The organism is Bacillus sp. FSL K6-3200, assembly GCF_038630485.1.
Taxonomy (GTDB): domain Bacteria; phylum Bacillota; class Bacilli; order Bacillales; family Bacillaceae; genus Bacillus; species Bacillus safensis.
The window spans coordinates 2195604-2220496 of sequence record NZ_CP152032.1; the positions used below are offsets into that span (position 1 = coordinate 2195604).

Genomic DNA, 24893 nt, shown 5'->3' on the forward strand with positions numbered 1-24893 from the left:
CATGACAGTCACAATTAAAGACATAGCAAAATTGGCAAATGTCTCTCATACCACGGTATCAAGGGCTTTGAATAACAGTCCTTTTATTAAGGAGAAGACAAAACAAAAGATTTTGTCGATTGCAAAACAGCTGAATTATTCACCGAATGTCCATGCGAGAGGCCTTGTATCACAAAAATCATTTACAATCGGTCTGTTTTTTACGAGTTTAACAGAAGGGACATCTTCAAGCTTCTTTGTGGATGCGTTAAAAGGTGTCAATAGCGTCATGACAGAGCATTATAATCTCTTTGTAAGAGGAATTGACGACTTTCACGATTACACAACCATTCATAAACAACGCTACGATGGCATTTTGCTTATGAGCCAAAGCGAGCACGATGAAGCATTTATCCATCATGTGAAGAAACAAGGCATTCCCATTATTGTGCTGAATCGCCGTGTAGAAAGTGATGAGGTCATGAATATATTAGCAGATGATAGTCAAGGAGCTTATCAGGCTGCACACCATTTCATTCAGCAAGGTCATGAACAAATCGCTATCATTGAAGGAAAAGAAGGCTTTAAATCAACTCAAGAAAGAAAAGCTGGTTTCCTGCAAGCGTTAATTGATCACCAAATACCTATGAAGAAAGAATATATGATGAAAGGCGACTATCACATGAAAAGCGGCTATGAATCAATGGAATCACTGCTGGCCCTTGATGATCCGCCAACAGCGCTCTTTTGCTCAAACGATGACATGGCGATTGGTGCAATGAATGCTTTATTTGCAAAAGGCAAAACGTGTCCGGGTGATATTTCTATAATTGGTTTTGATGATATTGCCTTTTCATCCTATACCACACCTGCATTGACAACGGTGAAAAAGCCGATTGAAAAAATGTGTGCACTTGGAGCAGAAGCTATCCTTTCAGTGATAAACGGTGAAGAACAAGAAGAAGATCATATGGAAAAAGTGTATGTCCACACAGAGCTGATGATCAGAGATTCAGTCAAACAGGTGCAGTAATCAGCATCTGTTTAGATAAAATGTTCACGTGTGCATATCGCGCGGAGAGGGGAATCCATTTGAAACGATTATCAAAAGCCATATACCCGGCACCTGAGTATCCGGAAACGATTTTGCAGATTGGCGAAGGAAATTTTATGCGAGGATTTATCAATTGGCACATCCAGAAGCTGAACGACTGCACAGATTTTAAAGGAAGAGCGGTTGTTGTTCCTCCTCGAAAAGGATCGGTAGCATCCTTAAATGAACAAGACGGCTTGTACACATTATGTATTCAAGGATATCATGACCAGCAAGAAATGAATGAACGTATGATCATCCAATCGATTAGCAGAGGAATTAGTACGTATACGGATTACGAGGAGTTTTTACACGTAGCGGAAAACCCGGATCTCCGCTTTGTCTTCTCAAACACGACGGAGGCAGGACTTGTGTTCAGAAAGGAGGATCGTTTGGAGGATCGGCCGCAAGCCAGTTTTCCAGGAAAGCTGACAGCGTTCTTGTATCACCGGTTTAAAGCATTTGCTGGAGATAAGCAGAAAGGTCTGATCATTGTGCCTTGTGAATTGGTGGAACAAAATGGTGATCGATTGAAGGAATATGTGATCGGTATGGCAGCTGAGTGGGAACTGCCGCCTGGGTTTATTATATGGATAAAGGAAGCCAACACGTTTTGTAATACACTTGTGGACCGGATTGTCCCTGGATTCTCTAAGGAAGCGGCTGAAATTGTAGAAAAGGAGGCAGGGTATATCGACGAATTGCTTGTCACGGCAGAATATTATCATCTTTTTGTCATTGAAGCGCCTGCCTTTGTGCAAAAGGAGCTTCCCTTTCAAGAAGCAGGATTAAATGTACTTTTTGTAGAGGATATTGCGCCTTATCGTATGAGCAAGGTAAGAATTTTAAATGGTGCACATACAGCGATGGTGCCGATTGCCTATTCATGCGGTTTAGAAACTGTAAAAGAAGCTGTGGATGATGAGCATGTTGGTCCGTTCGTCAGGCGTATGCTGGAGGAAGAAGTACTTCCAGGGCTTGAACTCCCGGAAGATGAGCTTCTTCTTTATACACAATCCGTTTGGGATCGTTTTTGCAATCCATTTGTAAAGCATCAATTGCTGGATATTGCACTGAATGGGGTTTCCAAATTCCGAACCCGTAATCTCCCGTCATTGCTTGATTATGTTGAGCGAAAGAAACAGCTGCCAATGAAACTTGTGTTTTCACTTAGCAGTCTCATTTATTTCTACAGAGCACATGCAGGAAGGGTAAAGGATGATGAAACTGTGCTAACGCTCATGAAGGAAGCATGGGAAGAGGAAAACCATTCTACTGAAGGAATTGCAGCGAAAATTCTTTCATGCGAGTCATTATGGGGCAGAGATTTAACAGATATAAATGGATTGAGTCAAGCTGTAGCTGATCAGCTTACCCTCATACAGACGCATGGGATGAGAGCAGCTGTTCATCGAATGATGCTTCATCAATATGAAAGTCAGGGGGAGAAAGCATGAAAGACTTTATTGTCATCCACCCTTCAGATAATGTCGGTATTGCTTTAAAAGAGCTTGAACAAGGGGAGGAGCTGCAGCATCAAGGACATACGATTATCTTAAAAGAGACCGTCGCCAAAGGTCATAAGTTTGCATTGGCTGAAATCAAGCAAAGAGAGAATATTATCAAATATGGCTATCCCATTGGTCATGCAGTGACTATAATTTCTGCTGGAGAATGGGTGCATACGCATAATATCAAAACCAATCTATCTGGCAAGCTCGAATACGAATACCTGCCTTCATTATCAGAAAATCCCTATGAAAAAACGAATCTTACTTTTAAAGGATATAAACGAAAAAATGGCGAAAGCGGGATCCGTAATGAGCTTTGGATTGTTCCTACCGTTGGATGCGTGAATGGCATCGCAGATCAAATGATCAAAATATTCACCGCTGAAATGGGTGGAAACATCCATCCTTTTGAAACAGCCCTCGTATTAAAGCACAATTATGGCTGCTCACAGCTTGGAGACGATCATGAAAATACCAAAACCATTCTACAAAATGCGGTGAAACACCCTAACGCTGGAGGAGTACTCGTTCTTGGGCTTGGCTGTGAAAACAATGACATTGAGGATTTTCAGTCCACATTAGGTGAATATGACCGTACGAGAGTGAAATTTTTAAGAAGCCAAGAAGTAGGAGATGAGATTGAGACGGGAGTCGCTTTACTCAAGGAAATTTATGATGCGGCGAAAGAAGATCATCGTGAAGATATTCCGTTATCTGAACTGAAAATCGGTTTGAAGTGCGGAGGATCAGATGGATTCTCTGGTATTACCGCAAACCCGCTTTTAGGCAGACTGTCGGATTTTCTTGTCGCGCAAGGCGGAACAACTGTGCTGACAGAAGTGCCCGAAATGTTTGGTGCTGAAACGATTTTAATGGAGAGAGCAGCATCAGAAGCGACTTTCGACAATATTGTACAAATGATCAATGACTTCAAACAATACTTCATGGATCATCGACAGCCGGTATATGAAAATCCTTCCCCGGGAAATAAAGCCGGTGGAATTTCGACATTAGAGGATAAATCTCTTGGCTGTACACAAAAAGCAGGTACTTCTGATATTAAAGATGTATTGAAATATGGAGAGTTGCTGAAACAAAAGGGATTGAACCTATTAAGTGCACCTGGTAATGATTTGGTTGCTTCATCTGCACTGGCTGCTTCCGGTTGTCAAATGGTCCTGTTTACAACAGGCCGGGGGACACCATTTGGTACGTTTGTGCCAACAATGAAGATCTCAACCAACACAGCCTTATATGAAACAAAAAAGCACTGGATTGACTTTAATGCTGGAGAACTGCTTGAAGATGTACCGGAAGATGTTGTATTAGAAAAATTCATTTCAACTGTCATTGATGTGGCGAGCGGGAAGCTGTTAAATCATGAAAAAAACAATTTTAGAGAGCTGGCTATTTTCAAAACAGGTGTCACACTTTAAGGCGACTGGGGGATGAGAAATTGTCTAAAAAACGGAATTTGATGTATATCACAGCAGGAACGGTACTAACTGGAGTCGGAATTGCTCGTTTAGCAAAGCAAGGGAAGATAAATAAGAAAGCAAACGGAATCGATCAAGTGCTAAAGCAGATAAAAGCACCGCAGTTCCCAGATCGTGAATTGAATGTGGTGCATTATGGAGCAGATGCGGAAGGGCAAGAGCTTTCTACAAATGCCATTCAGTCTGCCATTGATGATGCGCATCGGTTGAAAGGGGGACGGGTGCTGATCCCAGCAGGAACATTTATGACAGGTGCTTTAGAATTGAAAAGCAATGTAGAACTTCATCTGCATGAGAAAGCCTATGTGACATTCAGCCAAGACTCAAAGGATTACTTGCCTCTTGTGCTGACAAGATATGAAGGGGTTGAGCTTTATAATTATTCACCTCTCATTTATGCACACCATGCAGAAAATATCGCTATTACAGGAGCAGGAACGCTTGATGGCAGAGGGGATGAGCATCATTGGTGGCCTTGGAAGTATGGGACGAATGGCCAGCCCTCTCAGGATCGGGATCGCCAGCTTTTGTTTGAAATGGCGGAAAAGAGAATACCGGTAGAAGAAAGGGTATTTGGAGAAGGTCATTATTTAAGGTCGAGCTTTATCCAGCCATACCAATGTCAGCATGTTCTAATCGAAGGAGTGACAGTGAAGGATTCACCAATGTGGCAAATTCATCCTGTGTTAAGTGATAACGTCATCGTCCGCGGCGTTAAAATCATTGGGCATGGACCAAACACAGATGGTGTCAATCCGGAGTCTTGCCGGAATGTACTCATTGAAGATTGTTATTTTGATAACGGAGATGATTGTATTGCCATCAAATCGGGCAGAAACGAGGATGGGCGAAGAATAGGGATTCCATCTGAAAACATCGTCATTCGTAGAAATGAGATGCGGGATGGACACGGCGGTGTGACGATCGGGAGCGAAATCTCTGGAGGCGTAAGGTATGTTTATGCAGAAAATAATGTCATGGACAGTCCGAACCTTGACCGGGCACTGCGTATTAAAACCAACTCTGTCAGAGGCGGTACCATTGAACATATTTATTTTAAAAACAATACAGTGAAAAGTCTAAAGCATGAAGTGGTCTGTATCGACATGATGTATGAGGAAGGAGATGCTGGTCCGCATCGTCCTGTTGTACGTCATATTGAAGTAGAAGGACTCAAAAGCAGTGGCGGACGATATGGTGTAAAAATAGCCGCATACGCACATTCTCCTGTTACTCATTTTAAAATGAAAGATTGTGTCATAGATGATGTGGCGTATCCCCTATCTTTAGAGCATGCTGTTTCGCCTGCCTTTCAGAAAGTCGTCATCAATGGAGAACAAATCAATTAATAGAAGAGTGAAAAACAGTCTTTTCAGAGGCTGTTTTTTTGTTTTGTGAACAGAAAAAACGCTTTTAGAAATCACATATACAACCTATCTGCACTGTAGTATAATATTCCCGAAATTAGAAAAGAATTGACGAAAGAGATTTCGTCAAGCAGTACATAAACCAGGGGGTCCACTCATGAAAAAGTTAACAGCTATTTGGCTATCGTTATTGCTTGTGATGGGTGTTTTAGCAGGATGTGCAGGCGCTGAGACAGATCACAAAGCAAAAGGGTCACAAAATAAAGAAACGGCCACTGCGGCATTTCCAGTATCGATTAAAGATGCAGCTGGCAAAACAGTCGAAATCAAAGAACAGCCTAAACGAATTGTTTCGTTAATTCCAAGTAATACGGAGGTTGCTTATGCACTCGGTCTTGGAGATAAAATGGTTGGACGATCAGACTTTGACAATTATCCAAAGGAAGTCGAAAAGGTAGAGAAGATTGGCGGGCTTGAATTCAATGTCGAGAAGGTCATTTCCTTAAAGCCAGACCTTGTATTAGCACATGCATCTCAGATGGGATCAAAAGATGGATTTAAACAGCTTGAAGATGCAGGAATCCAAGTGCTGACTGTAAATGATGCGACCTCCTTTAAGGATGTGTACAAATCAATCAATATGATCGGTGAAGCAGCTGGCGTGAAAGAAGCATCAACAAAGCTTGTAGACGAGATGAAAACAAAACTGAATGACATCAATAAACAAGCAGAGGCGATTTCGAAAGACAAACAAAAAACAGTCTTTGTCGAAGTGTCAGGTGCTCCTGAAATCTATACAACTGGTAAAAATACATTTATGGATGAAATGCTTTCTGTTATCCATGCCAAAAATGCTGCTGGCGATCAAACTGGCTGGGTGCAAATGACAGAAGAATCGATTATCAAACGAAATCCTGATGTCATCGTGACAATTGATGGTTCCAGCTTAGCTGATCTGAAAAAAAGAGACGGCTGGAATGCAATGAAAGCAGTGAAAGAAAAACAAGTCTTTCAATTGAATACGGATCTCGCATCTAGACCGGGACCGCGATTGGTTGAAGGAGTCGAGTCTCTTGCGAAAAGCGTCTATCCTGACACGTTCAAATAAATTGATCATCGCATATACATTAAGTACTTTACTTCTTGTAATGAGTATTGGAATGGGAATCTCCTTTGGAAGCTTAGGGATTCCCATTCCTTCTATTCTTCGAATATTTGTTCATGAACTATTCGGAGTGCAGTTTGGAACCATTGATTCCATCGATCGCAATATTATGATGAACATTCGGCTGCCAAGAGTCATATTAGCGGCATTAGTCGGAGCAGCGCTGGCGTTATCTGGCGCAGCTTTTCAAGGTTTATTAAAAAATCCTCTCGCTGATCCTTATACGCTGGGGGTATCTCAAGGGGCATCAGTTGGAGCCGTAGCGACCCTGTTTTTTAGCTTGCAGCTCCCGCTTTTTGGCAGTTTCACACTGCCATTATTCAGTATGACAACAGCGCTTGTGACCCTCTGTCTCGTTCTCTTTTTTGCGCGTCTTGTTCATCGGGGGATGAGCATCTCTTCTTTAATTTTGACAGGAGTGATTTTCAGCTCTTTTTTGGGTGCGCTCATTTCATTGATGATTGCTTTAACAGGTGATGATCTAAAAGAGATCATTCATTGGCTGCTTGGCAGTGTGTCCATGAGGGGCTGGCGTTATATTGCGCTATTTCTTCCTTTCTTTCTCATTGGGACCATTGCTTTAATGCTAATGGGGCGAGATTTGAATGTCATGACTTATGGCGAGGAGAAGGCAAAGCTATTAGGTGTACATGTGAAAAGGAGCAAATATATTGTGCTGCTGGCGGGCTCGATTCTGACCGGAAGTGCAGTAGCGGTATCGGGGACGATCGGTTTTGTAGGCCTTGTGATTCCACATTTTATCCGCCTCTTAACTATTACGGATCACCGGCATCTGCTGCCTTTGTCTATGCTGAACGGTGCTTCCTTTCTTGTATTAGCAGATGTGTTATCCCGTACCATCATTGAGCCGACTGAATTACCGATTGGCATCATTACTGCGTTAATTGGTGCACCTGTATTTGGTATCATCCTCATTCGTAAATATAGAGGGGGAACGCACGTATGATTCAAGTGAAGGAAATCAGAGGTGGATATGGAGATAAAGAGATCATTCGTGGCATTAGTCTTGAAGTAAAGCAAGGAGAATTTCTCGGTATACTCGGCCCAAACGGGAGCGGTAAAACGACCCTGCTTAAAATGATGGCAGGAATTTTAGCACCTAAGAGCGGTGAAGTACGCCTTGGCGGTCAACTTGTTCAATCCTATCAGCCCAAGACGCTTGCGCAAAAAATGGCAGTTCTGCCACAGAAAACGGACCAAGCTTTTTCATTTACGGTGGAAGAAACCGTCCAATTCGGTCGTTATCCATATCAAAAAGGATGGCTGCAATCTGTCACGCAAGAAGATGTGCAGGTCGTCAGCAAAGTCATGGAACAAACGGGTGTTGCACAGTTTAAGAATCAACCCATCCATGAGTTAAGTGGAGGAGAACAGCAGCGTGTGTATTTGGCACAGGCATTAGCGCAGGAGCCTGAATATTTATTGCTGGATGAACCAACCAGCTTCCTTGATTTAGCCTATCAAAAAGATTTGCTTGATTTAATTAAAGAAGAAACGACTTCCTCTAGATTAACGGTCATTGGTGTATTTCATGATGTGAACATCGCCAGCTTGTATTGTGATCGGCTGCTTCTGCTTCATGAAGGAAAGACTGATAAGTTAGGACTGCCGCATCACGTCTTGACCACTGAACGAATCAACCGTGTGTATAAAACAAGTGTAACACCGCTCCAGCATCCATTTAGGGCAAACCCTCAGCTGATGATTGAGCCTGCGGCCTCTTCTAAAGCATCAATTATAAACATAGCGGATGGCTGGAGGACATATGGCTCAGAAGGAATGACGTTTTCCGTGAATCAGCCTCTTCGCATCCTTTCCTCACATAAGAAAAACGGCGGATTTTTTTGGAAAAGGTCTATTGGAACGGGAACGAAGACGCTTCATGAACAGCTAGAGCCAGCTGAAGATATGCTGTTTTTCGAGCAAGCTAACGGATTAGCGGAATATGCCGCAGGAGACGCCGAAGACGATATGATCCTTTACGGCATGCTTCAACAAGAAGAGTTGACCATTTGGCTTATCCTTAAACGATCTTTATCAGACGGCGCAGCTGTTCAGTTCATGGGTCAGCTTATGCATAACATGAAGCAAGAAACAAGTTATCCGATCCATCACCTTTGTATTGCTGCACCCAATACGCAAGAAACGGAAGATGCTGACCTTTTACACGAAAGATTAGAACAAAAGGTGCAAGGGCTTCTTCATACGTTGAAAGTCATTCAAAAGTGAATGTACAATTATATTTGGTTAGTTGAGTAAAACAGTTGATATTAAAAGGACTACACATATCTAAAATGTGTAGTCCTTACAATAGTTCTTAATCTTTGCTTTAAATAAGAAAAAAAGCTGCAACAATGACAGCTAGCTCTAATTTTATATCTAAGGCGGTTTAATTCTAATTAGATGAAATGCCCTTTCCGCCTTTTGTTATTAAAGTATTGATTCTTTCCATACCAGTAATAATTGGTTTCGCACGACTTATTAATGTTTGGGTAGCTTCGAGACCTAGAGACGCTTGATGGGCATCTTCATTTGCCCACACTTCATAAACATAAACAGAATTTGGTTCATTCTGGGAAATATTCACAAGATATATTTCACATTCATCCAAATTCTTCATTGATTCTGCTGCTTCTAACAGAATATCAACCATTTTTTCTTTTTCGCCTTCTTGTACCAAAAACTTGTTAAATAAACTAAATTTACTCATACCATCCTCCTTCATTTTGTCTTAATCATATTTTAGGCATTAAAAACTATATCTTCAATCACTATTATATAATGAAATAAAAAGGATAGTACGTTGAAAGTCATTCAAAAGTGAACCAAAATGGTTCGCTTTTTTTTGTTGAAAACATCAACAGCTGTATAAGAAATGGACGGATTATAACGGAAAAATCAAAAAAGTGTTGCTAATTAAATCATAATCCTTTTATAATAAATAACATGAAAGCGCTTAAGTTATAATGTGTTTAAAAATGCAACAAATTAGAAAGGGAGGATCATTTGAACATTCAAGGGATTATACCAGCTATTTTGACACCACTTACTGAGAAAGAACATTTTCATCCCGAAGTGGCAACGCAATTAGTGAATCGTTTGATCGACTCAGGTGTACACGGCATCTTTGCTTTAGGTACAAATGGAGAGTTTCATTTGTTTTCAGAGGAAGAAAAGCTTCAAATTGCTGAAACTGTCGTGAATGCTGTAGGCAGACGAGTGCCGGTATTCATTGGAGCAGGTGAGAATAGTACGGAGGCAACCATCAGGCTGTCAAACAAACTGGCAGATCTAGGGGTAGATGTTCTGTCTATCATTACACCTTACTTTGTTGCACCAACCCAAGAAGAGCTGTATGAGCACTTTCGCCACATATCTGAGAATGTGAATATTCCGATTCTGCTTTATAACATTCCATCTAGAACAGGAGTGTCGCTAGCACCAGAGACGGTTGCTCGGCTCAGTGCACTTCCGAATGTGCTAGGTATTAAAGATAGCAGTGGAAACATTGAAAATATCAAGGCATATCTGGATGTCACAAAAGATGAAGATTTTGTTGTCCTTGCAGGTACGGACTCACTCATTTTAGATACCTTGAAACTCGGCGGAGCAGGAGCGGTGGCAGCAACTGCAAATGTACTTCCTGAAACTGTCGTTGGACTCTATGAATCTTTTCAAAAAGGGAAGCTTGACGAAAGTGAGCATTTCCAGAAGCAGCTGCAGCCATTAAGAGCAACATTCGGTTTAGGGACATTGCCAGCGCCTTTGAAAAAGGCAGCAGAGCTTTATGGAATTCCGGTTGGCCCGCCCAAAAGCCCTGTAAAAGAGCTGTCAGGTGAGGCATTAGAAGCTGTGGCACAAACGGTTGAGCACTATCGCAAACAAGGAAAAGCGGCAAAGGAGTAGTGAAGAGATGACGATCAAGCATTATCACTTTCAGACGGCATCACACATTGTATCTGGTGCAGGTTCTTTAGACCTTCTTGGGGAGAAATTAGATGGTTTAGGGCTTAGCGGACTCACATCCATTTTTATATTAACGCAACCATCTATCGTATCACTTGGTTATGCAGATCACATCAAAAGAGAACTTGCGAAAAAGGGGATAGCAAGTGAGGTAAGTACAGAAATCAAACCTGAACCAACAGAAGAAAATATCGAGGACGTATTCCACACCTTTTTAAGAGGAGAGCATGACGCCATTATTGGAATTGGCGGCGGGAGTGTGCTTGATGCTGCTAAAATTTTAGCTGTACTTAAGACAAACGATCAGCCGATTTCTGCTCTCGTTGGTACAAATCTTGTGAAAAAAAGGGGCGTGCCAACGATTCTGATTCCGACAACCTCTGGTACGGGATCTGAGGTGACACCAAATGCAATTGTGACTTTTCCAGAAAAGGAACTGAAAATTGGAATGGTTAGTCCGCATCTTTTGCCAGACCTTGTGATCTTAGATCCAGCACTTACTCTCAACTTGCCAAAATCTATTACCGCAGCTACAGGTATGGATGCTTTTACGCATGCGCTTGAATCGTATATTTCAAATAAAGCCAATCCATTCAGTGATATGTTTGCACTGGAATCGATGCGGCTGATTTCAGGAAGTATTCAGGAAGCGTATCATCACGGGGATAATATGAAGGCGAGAGAAAACATGCTTGTTGGTGCAATGTATGGGGGAATGGCGCTCACAAGTGCTGGAACTGCGGCTGTTCACGCCATGGCTTATCCATTAGGGGGGAAATACAAGATTTCTCACGGTGTTGCTAATTCCATGCTGCTTCCGCACGTCACTGCTTTTAATGCAGATCATATCATTGATCGGCTTGAACGTGTGGCAAGAGCAATAGGACTAGCGGGGGCTCACACAAAGCAGGAGCTTGCAGAGCATGTGATTCGTCAAATTGAAGAATGGACAGCGGATTTACACATTCCACAGCAGCTCAAAGCTTTTGGCGTGTCCAAGGAGGATGTACCGGCACTTGCTCAAGCAGCTTCAGAGGTGAAGAGATTAATGGACAACAATCCAAAGCCAATGTCTGTTTCCGATATTGAACAGGTATACATGAAACTGCTTGACGCTTAACGCTTCATTGGGATGGGACATGAGAAGTTGCTTCACACGGCTTGCACACAAAGGGGGATTTTAAATGAATGTCTTAAGCAGTTCTGTCATCACCTTTATTTTGATCGTCATTATTCTCTATATACTATTTACGACTTGGCTGACGATGCGTTTCCGCAGTAAATCTAATTCAGAATTTAACAATGCCGCTAAGTCACTTCCAGCCATTGTAGTCGGTATTTTGCTCATGAGTGAATTCATTGGAACGAAATCCACTGTTGGAACAGCAGAATCTGCCTTTACGCATGGGCTTTCTGCTTCATGGTCTATTGTGACCGTCGCTATCGCCTTTTTTATCTTTTCCTTTTTCTTAGTAGGCAAGTTTTATCGAACAGGGCAGTACACCATTTCGGGTATTATCAATCAGAAGTTTGGAAAATCAACGAAGCTAGTTGTTTCTGTTATTATGATTGCCGCATTACTGCTTGTGAATCTAGGAAACTATTTAAGTGGGTCAGCTGCCATTGCATCCATTTTGGGGCTTCCTTTAATGACCTGTGCGATCATTACGGCCGTTGTGAGTACATTTTATTTTACATTCGGAGGAATGAAAGGGGTTGCATGGGTCACGATCCTTCATTCGATCGTGAAGTATGCGGGGATTTTAATTACACTAGGGGTAGCTCTTTACTTAACAAAAGGCTTTGAACCAATGAAACAAACGATGCCTGATCATTTCTTTACATGGGACGGGACAATTGGATGGGGGACGATAGGAGCTTGGTTTATAGGAAACATGGGGGCCATCTTTGCTACGCAGTTTATCATTCAAGCGATCACCTCGTCGAAAAGTGAGCGTGAGGCAAAGAAATCTACGCTTTATGCGGCTCTGCTTTGTTTGCCGCTTGCCATTGCGATCGGTGTGATCGGCGTAGCTGCACGTTATTTGTATCCCGACATTGATCCTATTTATGCTTTTCCTGTCTTTTTACAGCATATGAATCCGATTTTGAGTGCTATTGTGGCAACATCGCTTGTGGCATCCATCTTTGTCGGTGTGTCGACGGTTGCGCTTGCGACGACAACCTTAATTATGGATGATTTTTATGTACCGAAAATGAAACCAACACCGGAGCAGAGAATGAAAGTCACGAGGTATGTGGCTGTACTCGTTGGAATTGTGCCTCTTGTCGGAGTGGCACTTGCGCCGGAGCTGCTGTCCCTTTCCTTTTTTACAAGGGCGCTTCGAACATCTATCGCTGTTGTAGCAGCAATGGGCTTTTACTTGCCATACTTTAATTCAAATAGAGGAGCGACCATTGGCCTTGCTGCTTCAGGTGTTACCACGACGGTTTGGTATTTACTCGATAATCCATTCGGAATCGATAATATGTATATTGCCATTATCATTCCTTTCCTTGTGCTGGTGATCGACCGACTTTTCAGTCCGCCTGCTAAAAAGGATCAATCATTGAAAGGAGATTTGTCATGACAAATGAAGAGACTGCGATTAAAATAGATGGAATTTTGCGACAGAATGAACAAGATGCAGAGAGAAAAGAAGCCTTTCTGCCAACAGAGTGCGTGCAAAATCATGCGGCCAATCTACTTGAGCTGGATAATGGAGATGTATTATGTGTTTGGTTTGGCGGAACGCAGGAGGGAATACCTGATATCTCAATCTATATGTCGAAACTCAAACGGGGAAGTAACAAGTGGACAGAGGCAGTGAAGTTATCTAATGATCCTGCACGCTCTGAACAAAATCCAGTTTTGTTTCAAGAGGAAAATGGGAAGCTATGGCTGCTGTATACCGCACAGCTATCTGGGAATCAAGATACGGCCATTGTGAGATACCGGATATCAGAGGATAGAGGTGAGACATGGGGTGAGATTGATACTTTGTTTGAACAGCCGGGTACGTTTATACGACAGCCGATTGTTGTACTGGATAATCAAGATTGGCTGCTGCCCGTCTTCTATTGTAAGACCATTCCAGGAGTCAAATGGACAGGGAACCGGGATGTCAGTGCTGTGAAGATTTCATCCGACCAAGGAAAGACATGGGATGAGGTCATTGTATCAAACAGTACGGGGTGTGTTCATATGAATATTGGAAAGTGTGCAGATGGCTCCCTCATAGCCCTCTTTAGAAGCCGGTTTGCTGATTCGATTTATATCAGCCGTTCCATCAACCATGGACGGACATGGTCTGAGCCAAAGGCGACGGAGCTGCCAAATAATAATTCATCCATTCAATTTACCGTGCTTCAAAATGGGCATCTTGCCCTCGTCTATAATCATATCAATGCGGATGAGCAAACAGAAAGAAGAGCATCTTTATATGATGAAATTGAGGATGAAGGCGATACGCGCACGGCGGTTGATACAGAAGCACGTCCAGCCTTTTGGGGAACACCGCGTGCACCAATGACTTTGGCGGTCTCTGAGGATCATGGTGATACATGGCCTATCAGACGTAACCTTGAAGTGGGTGATGGATATGCGATGACAAACAATTCAAAGGATAAACTAAATCGAGAGTATTCTTATCCATCCATCACGGAAGGAAAAGATGGGAAGCTGCATATTGCGTTTACGTATTATCGTCAGGCGATCAAATATGTGTGTGTGACAGAAGAATGGGTCAATCGCACTTCTTAACTGCAAGAGGGCCCTGCTTCCGGTCAATTGTAACCCTCATTTGCTTCATTTATAATTGATGTTTGGAGGGTTGTCCCCATTTTCTATCGGCTGGACTCCCTCAAGGTATGTCTCATATGAAGAGATAAAAAATGGGGGTCCTTTTCATGAATATCAAAGTGTTAGGTGTTGCGCCGTATAAAGGGTTGGGCGATGTGTTAATCGACCTTGCCAAAGAAGAAAAAAATATCACATTCGAGCTTGTAGTCGGAGATCTCCGTTCTGGTGTTGCTCTCGCAGAACAAGCAGAAGCTCAAGGGATGGATATCATTATGAGCCGGGGCGGAACAGCTGCGCTCATTCAAAAACATGTGAACATCCCAGTAGTTGATATCCCTGTGTCAGGATACGACTTGCTTCGTGCCTTAACGCTGATAAAAGATTATCAAGGTAAAAAAGCGGTCGTGGGTTTTGAAAATATCACTCAAGGTGTACGCACCATTGGGGAATTATACGGGATTAAAATTGATATTTACACAGTGCAGCAAGAGGAAGAGGTATGGGATCTCTTAAAACAATTACAAGATCAAGGGACACAGGTTGTGCTTGGAGATGTTATTACAGATAAAGCGGCTAAAGAGCTGGGAATGCAGAGTATGCTCATTACATCAGGTCGTGAATCGGTCAAAGAAGCATTTCATCAAGCAAAACAAATGTATCGTTTATATAAAGAGGCGACAGCTGAACAGCGTCTCTTTCGCGAAATGATTGATCAAGAGCCAAAAGGCATGCTGATCATCGATCCACAAAACAAGCTTCATTTTATGAATCAACAAATGAAACAATGGACAGAAAAAGGATTATTTGCACCGTCTACTTCTCATGCCGATGTGATTGCATGGTGTCCAGCACTTGAACCGGCACTAAAGGCGATTCGAGAAGGGAAACAAAATGGCTATTCTCAAATATCTCATCAACAGCAAGTGTGGCATGTCAAAGGAAGCATGCTATCGAAAGGCGAGTTGCTTGTCACGATTGAAAGGCCTTTTGCTGTGATGAATCAAGAAGGTCATCGTATATGGACGCTTGCATCGCCTATTCATTCAGAACATCCATTTGCTCTTTTTACAGAACAAAGCCCAAAAATGAAAGATGTCATCAAAAGGGCAAAAGCGTTTAGCCAAACGGAGCGCTCGATTTGCCTTTATGGTGAACAAGGAACTGGTAAATCAAGCCTTGCATTTGCTATCCATCAAATGAGCGAAAGAAAAAATGAGAGTTTTACGACGGTACATTGCAGACGTTTGACAGAACCGGAAGATTTAAAATCAATCCCTCTGCATCAAAAAGGGACGATGTTTCTGAAGGATATTGAGAGCGTTCCAATGGATATACAGCCGCTCATTGCCGAGCAGCTGCATCATCATCAGAATATCCGCTGGATGGCTGCGTCTAAAGTGGATTTGTTCAAATTGACGCAATCTGGAGCGTTTAGTGAGGAATTATATACGAGATTGCAGGAGCTCACGATTCATGTCCCACCGCTGTCTGAACGGCCAGAAGATATTGAGGATATGAGCAGGTTATTTATTGCGGAACTAAATTCTCTTTACGGGACGCAGGTTGTTGGGCTGTCAGCAGATGTGATTGAAGCCTTTCAACACCAGAAATTCAGAGAAAATGTCAGGCAGTTCAAGCGAATCATTGAGGAGCTTGTACTGACGACAAAAAGTGGATATATCACTTTGAATAAGGCAAAGGCAGCGATTGATCAGCTTGCATTTGAAAATGAAGAAAAGCAGTTGTCCAGCTATTTAAATGGAACGCTTGATGAGATTGAAAGACGGATTATCAAAACAGTGCTGGAAGAAGAAAATATGAATCAATCAAAGGCGGCAAAGCGGTTGAATATTAACCGTACGACGCTATGGAGAAAACTAAAGGAATAATACGTTATGAGGCCGAGGTGTCTAAATGACAAACGATCTATTAAAAAAAGGAGCGGACTTAGAGCAAAAGGTGATCATTGTGGCGGATGATTTAACAGGTGCCAACGATACAGGTGTTCAATTTGTGAAAGCGGGCTTAACAGCCTCTGTATTGTTTCAGCCGTCATTTGAAGACCTTAAAAGGTATAAGGAGGATGTGCTCATTGTGGATACCGATTCACGAAGTATGTCTTCAGAGAACGCCTATCATGAGGTCAGTCAAATGGTGCAGCCATTTCTCCAAGATGAATCGCACCTTTTCTTTAAAAAAATAGATTCAACGTTAAGAGGCAATATAGGAATTGAACTTCAAGCACTAATGGATCTTAGCCGATTTGATGCGGCGGTCATCGCACCTGCCTACCCAGATGCACAAAGAACAACCAATGATGGCATACATTATGTGGAAGGAGTGCCTGTTCATCTGTCAGAGGCCGCAAAGGATCCGAAAACACCAGTTTTGACATCCAGCATATCAGATTTAATTGAGGAGCAGACGAATGTCAGACCAAAAAACCTTTCTCAACAGATAATCGGCGAAGAGCTAAAAGTAACGAGTGATGAAGTATCATCCTTATTGAAGCATGGTCATCAATGGTTTGTGTGTGATGCAGAAACAAGCGATGATTTAGGGCGGATTGTGCAAGTGTTTATGAAGATGGATAAAAGAATACTATGGGTCGGTTCAGCGGGACTAGCTGGTGCTTTATCGGCATATGTCGCTAAAAACAGAAATACTTCTCGTCCTAAAAAACAGGAGCCCGTCCTCATCGTATCTGGAAGCGCCTCACAAAAAACAAATGAGCAGTTTGCTTATTTAAGAGAAACTCACGATTGTTTTGAGATAAAAGTGAACCCGCTGAATGTATTAAACGGCTGTGAAGCATGGGAACGAAAATCAGTTCTTGATCAAATGCGTAAGCGTCAGAACGAAGACATTCTCCTTTACACGGATGCACGGCCAGAGATGGTTGAAAAGATGCTGGTTTACGGAGAAACGAAAGGGCTGTCAAGACAAGAGGTTGGAAGTGCCTTGTCCGTCTTTCTTGGAATGATCACAAAAGAAATTGTCACATTATCCGGAATTAGACGACTTTTCCTAACTGGCGGAGATACAGCGCGGGCGATTTGTCAGGAGCTTGGAGCAGGAGGTATTCGGCTGCTGAAAGAAATTGAACCTGGCATCCCGCTCGGTCAGCTCGTTGATACCAATTTATATGTGGTTACGAAAGCAGGAGCTTACGGTCAAAAAAATTCAGTACTCCATGCGGTAGAAGTGCTGAAAAAGATAGAGGGGGAAGTTGAATGTCAAAACCAATCATTGCTGTAACGATGGGAGATGCGGCTGGTGTTGGTCCTGAAATTATTTTAAAAGCTTTTCAGCAAACCCGTTTACATGAAGAAGCCATTCTATTTGTGATCGGAGACACCAGTATATTAAATAGGGCGAAAGACTTTGTGAATACAGATGTGGAGATTGTAAGTATCATAGAACCAGAGGAAGCGGAGCAAGTTAAAGCCGGAGCTGTTCCGTGCTTAGACCTCAAGCTCTTAACGAACGATATTCCGATTGGGGACATATCAAAAGAAGCAGGGAATGCTGCTTTCCGATATCTTGAAAAAGCCATTAGTCTTGCGAATGACCGCAGAATTGACGGCATTTGTACAGCGCCGCTAAACAAAGAAGCACTTCATAAGGCAGGTCATATGTATCCAGGACATACAGAAATTTTAGCTGATCTGACGGGTACAGAAGATTATGCGATGATGCTGGCGGCCCCTAACTTAAAGGTAGTTCATGTCACCACACATATTGGATTAATGGATGCCATTTTAAAAATTAATCCTGAGCGTGTATACACGACGATTAAGCTGGCACATGATACACTTGTCCGTTCTGGAATCTCTGCCCCTAAAATCGCTGTATGCGGGATTAACCCGCATGCTGGGGAGAATGGGTTGTTTGGGAACGGAGAAGAAGCGGAGAAGATCATCCCAGCGGTTGAACTAGCGCAGGAAGAAGGGATTCAAGTATTTGGGCCGCTTCCTGCTGATACCTTGTTCTTTAGGGCAGTAAGAGGTGACTTTGATATCGTTGTGGCGATGTATCATGATCAAGGGCACGGACCGATTAAGGTGCTTGGCTTAGAATCGGGTGTAAACATTACAGTTGGGCTGCCGATTATTCGTACAAGTGTCGATCATGGGACGGCATTTGATATCGCAGGAACAGGAAAAGCTGATTCTGCGAGCATGGAAGAAGCTATTAGACAGGCCATCATGCTTTCTGGTACGAGAGAAAATCAATATGAAAAGAAAAAGAGCCTTTAAGAGAGGCTCTTTTTTTCTAGTTCATATATGTTCCGCCATTCATATTGATGGTTTCTCCTGTGATAAAATCCGACTGGTCAGAAGCTAAAAATGTCACAACATTTGCGACTTGTTCTGGTGTTCCAATCGTTTTCAAAGGAATTCTATCTAAAACCGAACGCCGGTATTCATCGCTCCACTGTTTGCTCATGTCTGTTTCAATTGGACCAGGGCAGACAGCATTTACATGAATGTGGTGCTCTGCTAATTCTTTGGCAAGATGCATTGTTAAATAATTGATGCCTGCCTTTGATGCACCGTATGCAGGTGATGCATTGTGATGAGGGGTTTTACCAGTTGTAGAACTCATATTAATAATTTTTCCGCCTTGTTGTTTGATCATGTCAGGAATGACCGCTTGGCACATGAGGAACGTGCCGGTCAAATTGATATCAATCAATCGTTTCCACTCATCAAGGGATGTCTCGACAGTAGATTTCCGTAAATTGATACCAGCATTGTTGACCAGCAGATCAATCTGTCCAAAATGTGTTCTCGCGTGCTCCACAAGAGAAGATGCTGTCTCTGGTAAACTAGCATCACCAGCAACATAAACGGCACGTTGCTCCTCTTTATTCAGTGAGGAACAAACATCTTGCAGCAACATGTCGTTCGTTCCATTGAGAACGACGCGCGCTCCTTCGCAGGCAAGTGCCTCCGCAATGGCGCGGCCGATCCCTCTGCTTGCCCCTGTAATGATCGCTACTTTATTTTGTAAAGTCACGTACATCCCACCCATCTCTCATTTTAAAAAGCGCTTTCATTCATTATAAAACGAGATGTTTCATCATTCAACATATATAAGAGGGTGAGAAGAGTTTTTAGTTAAAGTGTTTCATAATAAAACAAATACATCCTTTCAACTTCAGGTTATACTAAAAGGACAAAGCAGTAGAAAAGAGGGAAAACCGTTGAAACTTTATACGAAAACCGGGGATCAGGGACAAACAAGCTTGATCGGAGGAAGAGCTGATAAAGATGATGTGAGAGTAGAGGCATATGGTACGTTAGATGAGGCGAATAGCTTTATTGGACTTGCACATGCAAATTTACGGCAGCATGGCGAATTGTTTCAGGATCTTTTGTCAGAGCTCATCGTTATACAGCATGAGCTGTTTGACTGCGGCGGTGATTTGGCAGCAGTGACACCACGTAAAGAAAGCAAATTAACAGAAGCCTCTGTGACAGTTCTTGAGGAAAGAATGGATGTCTATGTAGAAGAAGCCGCGCCGCTCACAAAGTTTATTTTACCAGGCGGTCAGGAAGGTGCTGCTCTCTTACATGTAGCGCGGACAGTCGTCAGAAGAGCCGAGCGGCATATTGTGACGCTTGCGAAACAGGAGGAGATTCCAGCCGTTGCGCTCACATACATAAACCGTCTATCCGATTATTTATTTGCTGCCGCCCGAATCGTGAATCATCGGCTTGGTGAAGCTGATGTTGAATATGAACGAAGTGCCGACGTGTTTCGATCTAAATAAGGAAAAGCACTCTTCGAATGAGAAGAGTGCTTTTTTATTAGGTTCTGCCGCTTAGTCTGAGCATTGTTACGACTCTAGTCGCAATCAAAGATCAATCTGTGACACGTTTTGCCGGCTTTCTTTTTTGACTATAGTTAAAGCAAGGAGCAAGAAAGGAGGCATGAAGATGAAAATAACAAGTAAAACCATTATCGGTTCAATTTTATTGTTTGTCGGTTTATCCATCTTCTTTGGTGGTTCATTAGGTGGGCTGATCCCGGTTTTGATTGGTGCAGGGCTCATCTATGTAGGTGTTAAAAAATACGAAAAAGGCAGTAAAACCTTAGGTGTCATTCTAGCAGTCATTGGTGTACTGATCGTCGTGCAATTTCTGCCGTTTATACTTGGCATCGCATTTGCAGGGGTACTTCTTTATTTTGGCTGGTCGATGATCAATGGTGAATCTACCAAAAAATCATCAAGCAGAGCATATATGGAGCCAAACACGGCACCTAATACGGAAGAACCGATTCATACGTCTTTTGATCAAGAATGGGAAGACTTTTTAAAGAAAAAATAAAGGGAGGAATATCAAATGGTATTAAGAAGAGTAAGAGATATGTTTGTTGCAACTGTCAATGAAGGTTTAGATAAATTGGAGAATCCGCGTGTCATGCTGAATCAATACGTTCGTGATATGGAGGATGATGTTGCGAAAGCGAAACATGCCATCATCAAACAGCAAACAATTCAGCAAGGCTTCCTGCGCAAAGCAGAAGAGACGGAAGCATTTGCTGAAAAGCGAAAGAAGCAGGCCGAGCTGGCATATCATGCGGGAGAAGAAGAGCTTGCACGAAAAGCGCTTACTGAAATGAAGTATTTTGAAGAAAAGCACAACGAATACCAGGAAGCGTACCAGCAATCTGTGAAACAATTGAAAGAGCTGAAAGAGCAATTACAGCACTTAGAAACGAAGCTGCGTGATATAAAGGACAAGAAGCAGGCTCTGATTGCAAGAGCAAATGCCGCGCAGGCAAAGCAGCATATGAATGATTCCATCAATAAAGTAGACAGTGAAAGTGCATATAAAGAGTTTCTTCGAATGGAGAACCGTATTGAAGAAATGGAAACAAAAGCAGGCAGCTATGCACAATTTGCGGATCAAGGGGCATATGCTCATTTAGACTATGCCGATGAGGTTGAAAAAGAATGGCAGAAACTCAAGCTCGATAAAAAGCCTGAACAGCAGCAAGCAAACGTATAGAGGTCAAATCGGAAGAAAAGCATGCTTTTTCTTCCGATATTTGATTTCTTTCTGTTTCGCTTTTCCTTATAATGAAAAGGTCAGAAGATAAAGGGATGGTATGATGAAGAGATTAATCGGTCTAATTTTTATACTTGCAGGTGTCTTTTTAATGATTGGGATGCTTTTCAAAAATGGAGATCTCTTTCATTTAAGTTTTTCCCGTGAAAAACCAGTGACAACAGCTTCAGCGAAAACAGAGGAGATTGATCAATTAGATATTTCTCTTTCTGGGTTTCGCGTAAAGGTAAAACCTGAAAATCGTTCCGATATTTCGGTGACTGCTGTCAATGGAAAAGGGAAAATGTATGCGGAGCAAACAGGCGGTACATTCAAAGTTCGTGCTGAAAATAAAAGCTTCTTGTTTTTCACTCAATTTGAAAAAGGAGAGCTCTTAGTTAAAATTCCAACAGATTATCATAAAAATGTGAAGATTACGGGTGGAAGCGGAGTCAGCGAGATTAAAGGAGAAGGAAAGCTGTCCCTTCAAGATGTGATACTCAAATCAACGAGTGGAAACCTCACAGCCGAGAATTTTTCAGCAAAAAATGTAGAAATCAAAGCAACCTCTGGCAGACTAGCAGTGTCGCACATCGATGCAAAGGATAGTGATATTGGGGCAACTTCGGGTCGTGCCGATATTAAAGATGTCAAAGGAGAACTGCAACTGGGCATGACAAGCGGTCGATTGACGGCAAGTTTTGATACAATTGAGTCACCTGTCTCCTTTCATATGACATCAGGGAGCGCGAAATTTAATTTACCAGATGAAGGAGATTTCAACGTTCAGGTGAAAAAAACAAGTGGAAGCGTCGACCACTCGTATGACTTTGATCAGGTGAATAGTGAAGGTCGAGGCTTTACAGGCACGCAGGGAAAAGGGACACATTTAGTCGATATTGAAATGACAAGTGGTAACCTCAAGCTGAGGTAATGAATGAATGAAAGGAAGGAGGCGAGTCAACTGCGTTTTACAAGGAATCAAATTTTAGGCATCATTGTTGTGATTTTTGGTATTAATTTATTTCTCAAAATTATTGGGATCGGAGCAGATTTGTTTTGGCCTGTGTTTTTTGCGCTGGCAGGTTATTGGCTTCACTCACGATCCAAACGTTGGCTCGGTTCGGTTTCCTATATTTTTGCCGGCTTTCTCTTCTTAAAATTTCTGCTCAATATTACATTTAGTTTAACAGGTTACTTATTTGCGGCCTTTTTGATTTATGCCGGCTATCGCCTATTGAAGAATAAACCTGTTTTTGATGTCGATAAAAAGGAAACATCAGAAGACGGGAAACCTTCACTGAAAGTCAATCTTGAAAAAAAGGGCGATCAGAAGAAAACAAAAAGCCAGACAAAGCCGCGTAAAGAGCATGACTTTTTTATCGGTGAAGTCAGGCTGATGAAAAAGCCTTTTCAATTAAGTGATTTGACGATTTCAGGTTTTATTGGCGATGTGAAAATCGATTTATCAAAAGCAATCATCGCAGAAGAAGAAAGTACGATCGTGATTAGCGGGCTGATCGGAGATGTGGATATTTACGTACCGCAGGATATTGAAGTATGTGTGAGTGCTTCCGCCGCGATTGGTGATATGAAAATCATAGATGAAAAAAGAAGCGGATTCGGCAGTAAAGTGTATGTGATGACCAACGATTACGATGAGAGTAAACGAAAAGTGAAAATCTCCATCTCGCTACTGATCGGAGATGTGGATGTGAGATACTTATGAGGAAACTGCATTTAGGTATCCAGTGGCAATCTGTTCGTCTTGGCGTCGGTATTTCGCTCGGTGTTGTAACGATGACGACACTGCCGATGTTTTTTTATTATCAGCTTGATCCGATGATCCTTCTTTCTACCCGCTGGTTTGGCATACCGTTTTTTTGTATTTTACTCATCGTTAGTCTTGCGATTGGGATTTCTGCCGGGAGTGTATTTGGCTATCAGCATAAGAAGCGACTCGATCAGCTTGTAGAGTCGATTTTGAAGTTTGAAAATGGAAACTTTGCATACAGACTGCCGTCTCTTGGCGACGATGAAATTGGCTTAGCTGCCGATCAATTAAATGAAATGGCAAAACGGGTGGAAGGGCAAGTAGCCTCTTTGCAAAAGCTTTCGAATGAACGGGCTGAATGGCAGGTTCAAATGAAGAAGTCGGTCGTCTCAGAAGAGCGCCAGCGGCTAGCACGAGAGCTCCATGATGCGGTTAGCCAGCAGTTATTTGCGATTTCGATGATGACCTCAGCTATTCTGGAAGGCATGAAGGAAAAGGACGAAAAGATTTTAAAGCAAATGCAGCTTGTCGAACGAATGGCTGGCGATGCACAAAATGAGATGCGTGCTCTTCTGCTTCATTTAAGACCGATTACTCTAGAAGGAAAAGACCTGAAAAAAGGCTTGATAGAGCTGCTAAATGAATTCCAAGCAAAGCAGTCGATTGATATTGATTGGGAGATAGAAGATGATGTTCCATTATCTAAAGGAGTAGAGGATCACCTCTTCCGAATTGTGCAAGAAGCACTGTCGAATGTATTTAGACATGCAAAGGCGACAAAGGTGACAGTGCGCCTGCTCATAAGAAACAGACAAGTGCAGCTAAAGATTATCGATAATGGTATCGGCTTTCAAACAGACCATGTGAAGACAGCCTCCTACGGACTTGAATCGATTCGAGAGAGAACAAGTGAGGTAGGCGGTGTCGCAGAGATTATGTCATTTGAGGGAAAAGGCACACAAATTGATGTGAAGGTTCCCATTTTTGATGAAGGAAAAGGAGAGAACGTTCGATGATTCGAGTGCTTTTAATCGACGATCACGAAATGGTGAGAATGGGGCTTGCGGCCTTTTTAGAGGCGCAGGCTGATATTGAAGTCATTGGTGAAGCGTCAGATGGACAAAAGGGTGTAGAGCTAGCCGTTGAATTAAGGCCAGATGTGATTTTAATGGATCTTGTCATGGAAGGGATGGATGGCATCGAAGCAACGAAAAGAATTTGTCAAGAAATTGAAGATGCTAGGATCATCGTTCTGACGAGCTTTATTGACGATGATAAAGTCTATCCGGTGATTGAGGCGGGTGCTTTAAGCTATTTATTAAAAACATCCAAGGCAGGAGAAATTGCTGATGCCATCAGATCTGCAAGTATCGGCGAACCAAGACTTGAATCAAAAGTGGCTGGAAAGGTCATGAACAAACTCCGTCATTCATCAAATGGATCAATCCTTCATGATTCATTAACAGCAAGAGAAATGGAGATATTGAAGCTGATTGCGGATGGAAAATCGAATAAGGTGATTGCCGAGGAATTATTTATTACAATTAAAACGGTGAAGACCCATATTACCAACATTCTTTCCAAACTTGATGTGGAAGATCGAACGCAGGCGGCTGTGTATGCGCACCGTCATAAGCTGATTCAATAAAAAAACAGCT

The 24893-nt window shown here is 42.4% G+C and carries 23 protein-coding genes; 21 read left to right on the top strand and 2 right to left on the bottom strand.

What is annotated here, in order from left to right; genetic code table 11:
- The first annotated feature begins 1 nt into the window (after position 1).
- From MHI60_RS11040 to MHI60_RS11070, 7 genes are all read left to right on the top strand, one after another.
- Entirely contained in the window at positions 2–1012 is a 1011-nt protein-coding gene (locus tag MHI60_RS11040; RefSeq protein WP_095409547.1) for a LacI family DNA-binding transcriptional regulator, read from the top strand.
- A gap of 59 nt (positions 1013–1071) precedes the next feature.
- The gene (locus tag MHI60_RS11045) at positions 1072–2529 is read left to right on the top strand and encodes a tagaturonate reductase (protein WP_144483493.1); all 1458 of its coding nucleotides are present in this window, start codon (positions 1072–1074) and stop codon (positions 2527–2529) included.
- Complete coding sequence (locus MHI60_RS11050; RefSeq protein WP_144472137.1) at positions 2526–4019, top strand: altronate dehydratase family protein; 1494 nt, start codon at positions 2526–2528, stop codon at positions 4017–4019. Before MHI60_RS11045 ends, MHI60_RS11050 begins: the two co-directional genes overlap by 4 nt.
- 20 nt (positions 4020–4039) lie before the next feature.
- On the top strand, positions 4040–5428 hold the full coding sequence (locus MHI60_RS11055) for a glycoside hydrolase family 28 protein (protein WP_144472139.1): 1389 nt from the start codon (positions 4040–4042) through the stop codon (positions 5426–5428).
- Between the two features lie 175 nt (positions 5429–5603).
- Positions 5604–6554, top strand: coding sequence for an ABC transporter substrate-binding protein (locus MHI60_RS11060; protein ID WP_144472141.1), 951 nt, complete (start codon positions 5604–5606; stop codon positions 6552–6554).
- Positions 6520–7578 carry an iron ABC transporter permease gene (locus tag MHI60_RS11065; RefSeq protein WP_144472143.1) on the top strand — a complete coding sequence of 353 codons (1059 nt, stop codon included), beginning with the start codon at positions 6520–6522 and terminating at the stop codon, positions 7576–7578. Before MHI60_RS11060 ends, MHI60_RS11065 begins: the two co-directional genes overlap by 35 nt.
- Positions 7575–8861, top strand: coding sequence for a heme ABC transporter ATP-binding protein (locus MHI60_RS11070; RefSeq protein WP_144472145.1), 1287 nt, complete (start codon positions 7575–7577; stop codon positions 8859–8861). The genes MHI60_RS11065 and MHI60_RS11070 overlap by 4 nt, the downstream gene beginning before the upstream one ends.
- 166 nt (positions 8862–9027) lie before the next feature.
- On the opposite strand, the gene MHI60_RS11075 is transcribed toward MHI60_RS11070, so the two are convergent.
- On the bottom strand, positions 9028–9342 hold the full coding sequence (locus MHI60_RS11075; RefSeq protein ID WP_144472147.1) for a putative quinol monooxygenase: 315 nt from the start codon (positions 9340–9342) through the stop codon (positions 9028–9030).
- 296 nt (positions 9343–9638) lie between these two features.
- Between MHI60_RS11075 and dapA the strand changes: the two genes are divergently transcribed.
- From dapA to pdxA, 7 genes are all read left to right on the top strand, one after another.
- Positions 9639–10538, top strand: a complete 900-nt coding sequence (gene dapA / locus MHI60_RS11080; protein ID WP_144483490.1) for a 4-hydroxy-tetrahydrodipicolinate synthase — start codon at positions 9639–9641, stop codon at positions 10536–10538.
- A 7-nt stretch (positions 10539–10545) separates the two neighbouring features.
- On the top strand, positions 10546–11718 hold the full coding sequence (locus MHI60_RS11085) for an iron-containing alcohol dehydrogenase (RefSeq protein ID WP_144472151.1): 1173 nt from the start codon (positions 10546–10548) through the stop codon (positions 11716–11718).
- A 64-nt stretch (positions 11719–11782) separates the two neighbouring features.
- Entirely contained in the window at positions 11783–13189 is a 1407-nt protein-coding gene (locus tag MHI60_RS11090) for a sodium:solute symporter family protein (protein ID WP_144472153.1), read from the top strand.
- A complete protein-coding gene (locus MHI60_RS11095; protein ID WP_144472155.1) occupies positions 13186–14361 on the top strand; it encodes an exo-alpha-sialidase in 1176 nt (391 codons plus the stop codon). The genes MHI60_RS11090 and MHI60_RS11095 overlap by 4 nt, the downstream gene beginning before the upstream one ends.
- 146 nt (positions 14362–14507) lie before the next feature.
- Entirely contained in the window at positions 14508–16289 is a 1782-nt protein-coding gene (locus MHI60_RS11100; RefSeq protein ID WP_186318685.1) for a sigma-54-dependent transcriptional regulator, read from the top strand.
- A gap of 25 nt (positions 16290–16314) precedes the next feature.
- Positions 16315–17658 (top strand): four-carbon acid sugar kinase family protein, encoded by a 1344-nt coding sequence (locus MHI60_RS11105; protein WP_144483487.1) that lies wholly within the window; start codon positions 16315–16317, stop codon positions 17656–17658.
- Positions 17634–18659, top strand: coding sequence for a 4-hydroxythreonine-4-phosphate dehydrogenase PdxA (gene pdxA / locus MHI60_RS11110; protein WP_144483484.1), 1026 nt, complete (start codon positions 17634–17636; stop codon positions 18657–18659). The genes MHI60_RS11105 and pdxA overlap by 25 nt, the downstream gene beginning before the upstream one ends.
- A gap of 16 nt (positions 18660–18675) precedes the next feature.
- On the opposite strand, the gene MHI60_RS11115 is transcribed toward pdxA, so the two are convergent.
- Complete coding sequence (locus tag MHI60_RS11115; protein ID WP_144472163.1) at positions 18676–19422, bottom strand: SDR family NAD(P)-dependent oxidoreductase; 747 nt, start codon at positions 19420–19422, stop codon at positions 18676–18678.
- A gap of 187 nt (positions 19423–19609) precedes the next feature.
- Here MHI60_RS11115 and MHI60_RS11120 point away from each other — a divergent pair, with 187 nt between their 5' ends.
- From MHI60_RS11120 to MHI60_RS11150, 7 genes are all read left to right on the top strand, one after another.
- Positions 19610–20179 (top strand): cob(I)yrinic acid a,c-diamide adenosyltransferase, encoded by a 570-nt coding sequence (locus MHI60_RS11120; RefSeq protein ID WP_144483481.1) that lies wholly within the window; start codon positions 19610–19612, stop codon positions 20177–20179.
- A 166-nt stretch (positions 20180–20345) separates the two neighbouring features.
- Positions 20346–20738: a hypothetical protein gene (locus MHI60_RS11125; protein WP_111292639.1), complete on the top strand. Its 393-nt coding sequence runs from the start codon at positions 20346–20348 to the stop codon at positions 20736–20738.
- A 15-nt stretch (positions 20739–20753) separates the two neighbouring features.
- Entirely contained in the window at positions 20754–21422 is a 669-nt protein-coding gene (locus MHI60_RS11130; RefSeq protein WP_095409535.1) for a PspA/IM30 family protein, read from the top strand.
- Between the two features lie 103 nt (positions 21423–21525).
- The gene (locus MHI60_RS11135; RefSeq protein WP_144483478.1) at positions 21526–22395 is read left to right on the top strand and encodes a DUF4097 domain-containing protein; all 870 of its coding nucleotides are present in this window, start codon (positions 21526–21528) and stop codon (positions 22393–22395) included.
- A 3-nt stretch (positions 22396–22398) separates the two neighbouring features.
- On the top strand, positions 22399–23190 hold the full coding sequence (gene liaF, locus MHI60_RS11140; RefSeq protein ID WP_186437281.1) for a cell wall-active antibiotics response protein LiaF: 792 nt from the start codon (positions 22399–22401) through the stop codon (positions 23188–23190).
- On the top strand, positions 23187–24251 hold the full coding sequence (gene liaS, locus MHI60_RS11145; protein ID WP_144483475.1) for a two-component system sensor histidine kinase LiaS: 1065 nt from the start codon (positions 23187–23189) through the stop codon (positions 24249–24251). Before liaF ends, liaS begins: the two co-directional genes overlap by 4 nt.
- On the top strand, positions 24248–24883 hold the full coding sequence (locus MHI60_RS11150; protein WP_041115722.1) for a response regulator transcription factor: 636 nt from the start codon (positions 24248–24250) through the stop codon (positions 24881–24883). The genes liaS and MHI60_RS11150 overlap by 4 nt, the downstream gene beginning before the upstream one ends.
- The last annotated feature ends 10 nt before the right edge of the window (positions 24884–24893 follow it).

What these genes read in the sequence shown, in the direction of transcription:
- MHI60_RS11050 (WP_144472137.1), top strand. Translation starts at nt 2,526, where the DNA reads ATGAAAGACTTTATTGTCATCCACCCTTCAGATAATGTCGGTATTGCT.
- MHI60_RS11095 (WP_144472155.1), top strand. Translation starts at nt 13,186, where the DNA reads ATGACAAATGAAGAGACTGCGATTAAAATAGATGGAATTTTGCGACAG.
- liaS (WP_144483475.1), top strand. Translation starts at nt 23,187, where the DNA reads ATGAGGAAACTGCATTTAGGTATCCAGTGGCAATCTGTTCGTCTTGGC.
- MHI60_RS11040 (WP_095409547.1), top strand. Translation starts at nt 2, where the DNA reads ATGACAGTCACAATTAAAGACATAGCAAAATTGGCAAATGTCTCTCAT.
- liaF (WP_186437281.1), top strand. Translation starts at nt 22,399, where the DNA reads ATGAATGAAAGGAAGGAGGCGAGTCAACTGCGTTTTACAAGGAATCAA.
- MHI60_RS11085 (WP_144472151.1), top strand. Translation starts at nt 10,546, where the DNA reads ATGACGATCAAGCATTATCACTTTCAGACGGCATCACACATTGTATCT.
- MHI60_RS11135 (WP_144483478.1), top strand. Translation starts at nt 21,526, where the DNA reads ATGAAGAGATTAATCGGTCTAATTTTTATACTTGCAGGTGTCTTTTTA.
- MHI60_RS11070 (WP_144472145.1), top strand. Translation starts at nt 7,575, where the DNA reads ATGATTCAAGTGAAGGAAATCAGAGGTGGATATGGAGATAAAGAGATC.
- MHI60_RS11075 (WP_144472147.1), bottom strand. Translation starts at nt 9,342, where the DNA reads ATGAGTAAATTTAGTTTATTTAACAAGTTTTTGGTACAAGAAGGCGAA.
- MHI60_RS11125 (WP_111292639.1), top strand. Translation starts at nt 20,346, where the DNA reads ATGAAAATAACAAGTAAAACCATTATCGGTTCAATTTTATTGTTTGTC.
- MHI60_RS11090 (WP_144472153.1), top strand. Translation starts at nt 11,783, where the DNA reads ATGAATGTCTTAAGCAGTTCTGTCATCACCTTTATTTTGATCGTCATT.
- MHI60_RS11130 (WP_095409535.1), top strand. Translation starts at nt 20,754, where the DNA reads ATGGTATTAAGAAGAGTAAGAGATATGTTTGTTGCAACTGTCAATGAA.
- pdxA (WP_144483484.1), top strand. Translation starts at nt 17,634, where the DNA reads ATGTCAAAACCAATCATTGCTGTAACGATGGGAGATGCGGCTGGTGTT.
- MHI60_RS11105 (WP_144483487.1), top strand. Translation starts at nt 16,315, where the DNA reads ATGACAAACGATCTATTAAAAAAAGGAGCGGACTTAGAGCAAAAGGTG.
- MHI60_RS11060 (WP_144472141.1), top strand. Translation starts at nt 5,604, where the DNA reads ATGAAAAAGTTAACAGCTATTTGGCTATCGTTATTGCTTGTGATGGGT.
- MHI60_RS11150 (WP_041115722.1), top strand. Translation starts at nt 24,248, where the DNA reads ATGATTCGAGTGCTTTTAATCGACGATCACGAAATGGTGAGAATGGGG.
- MHI60_RS11100 (WP_186318685.1), top strand. Translation starts at nt 14,508, where the DNA reads ATGAATATCAAAGTGTTAGGTGTTGCGCCGTATAAAGGGTTGGGCGAT.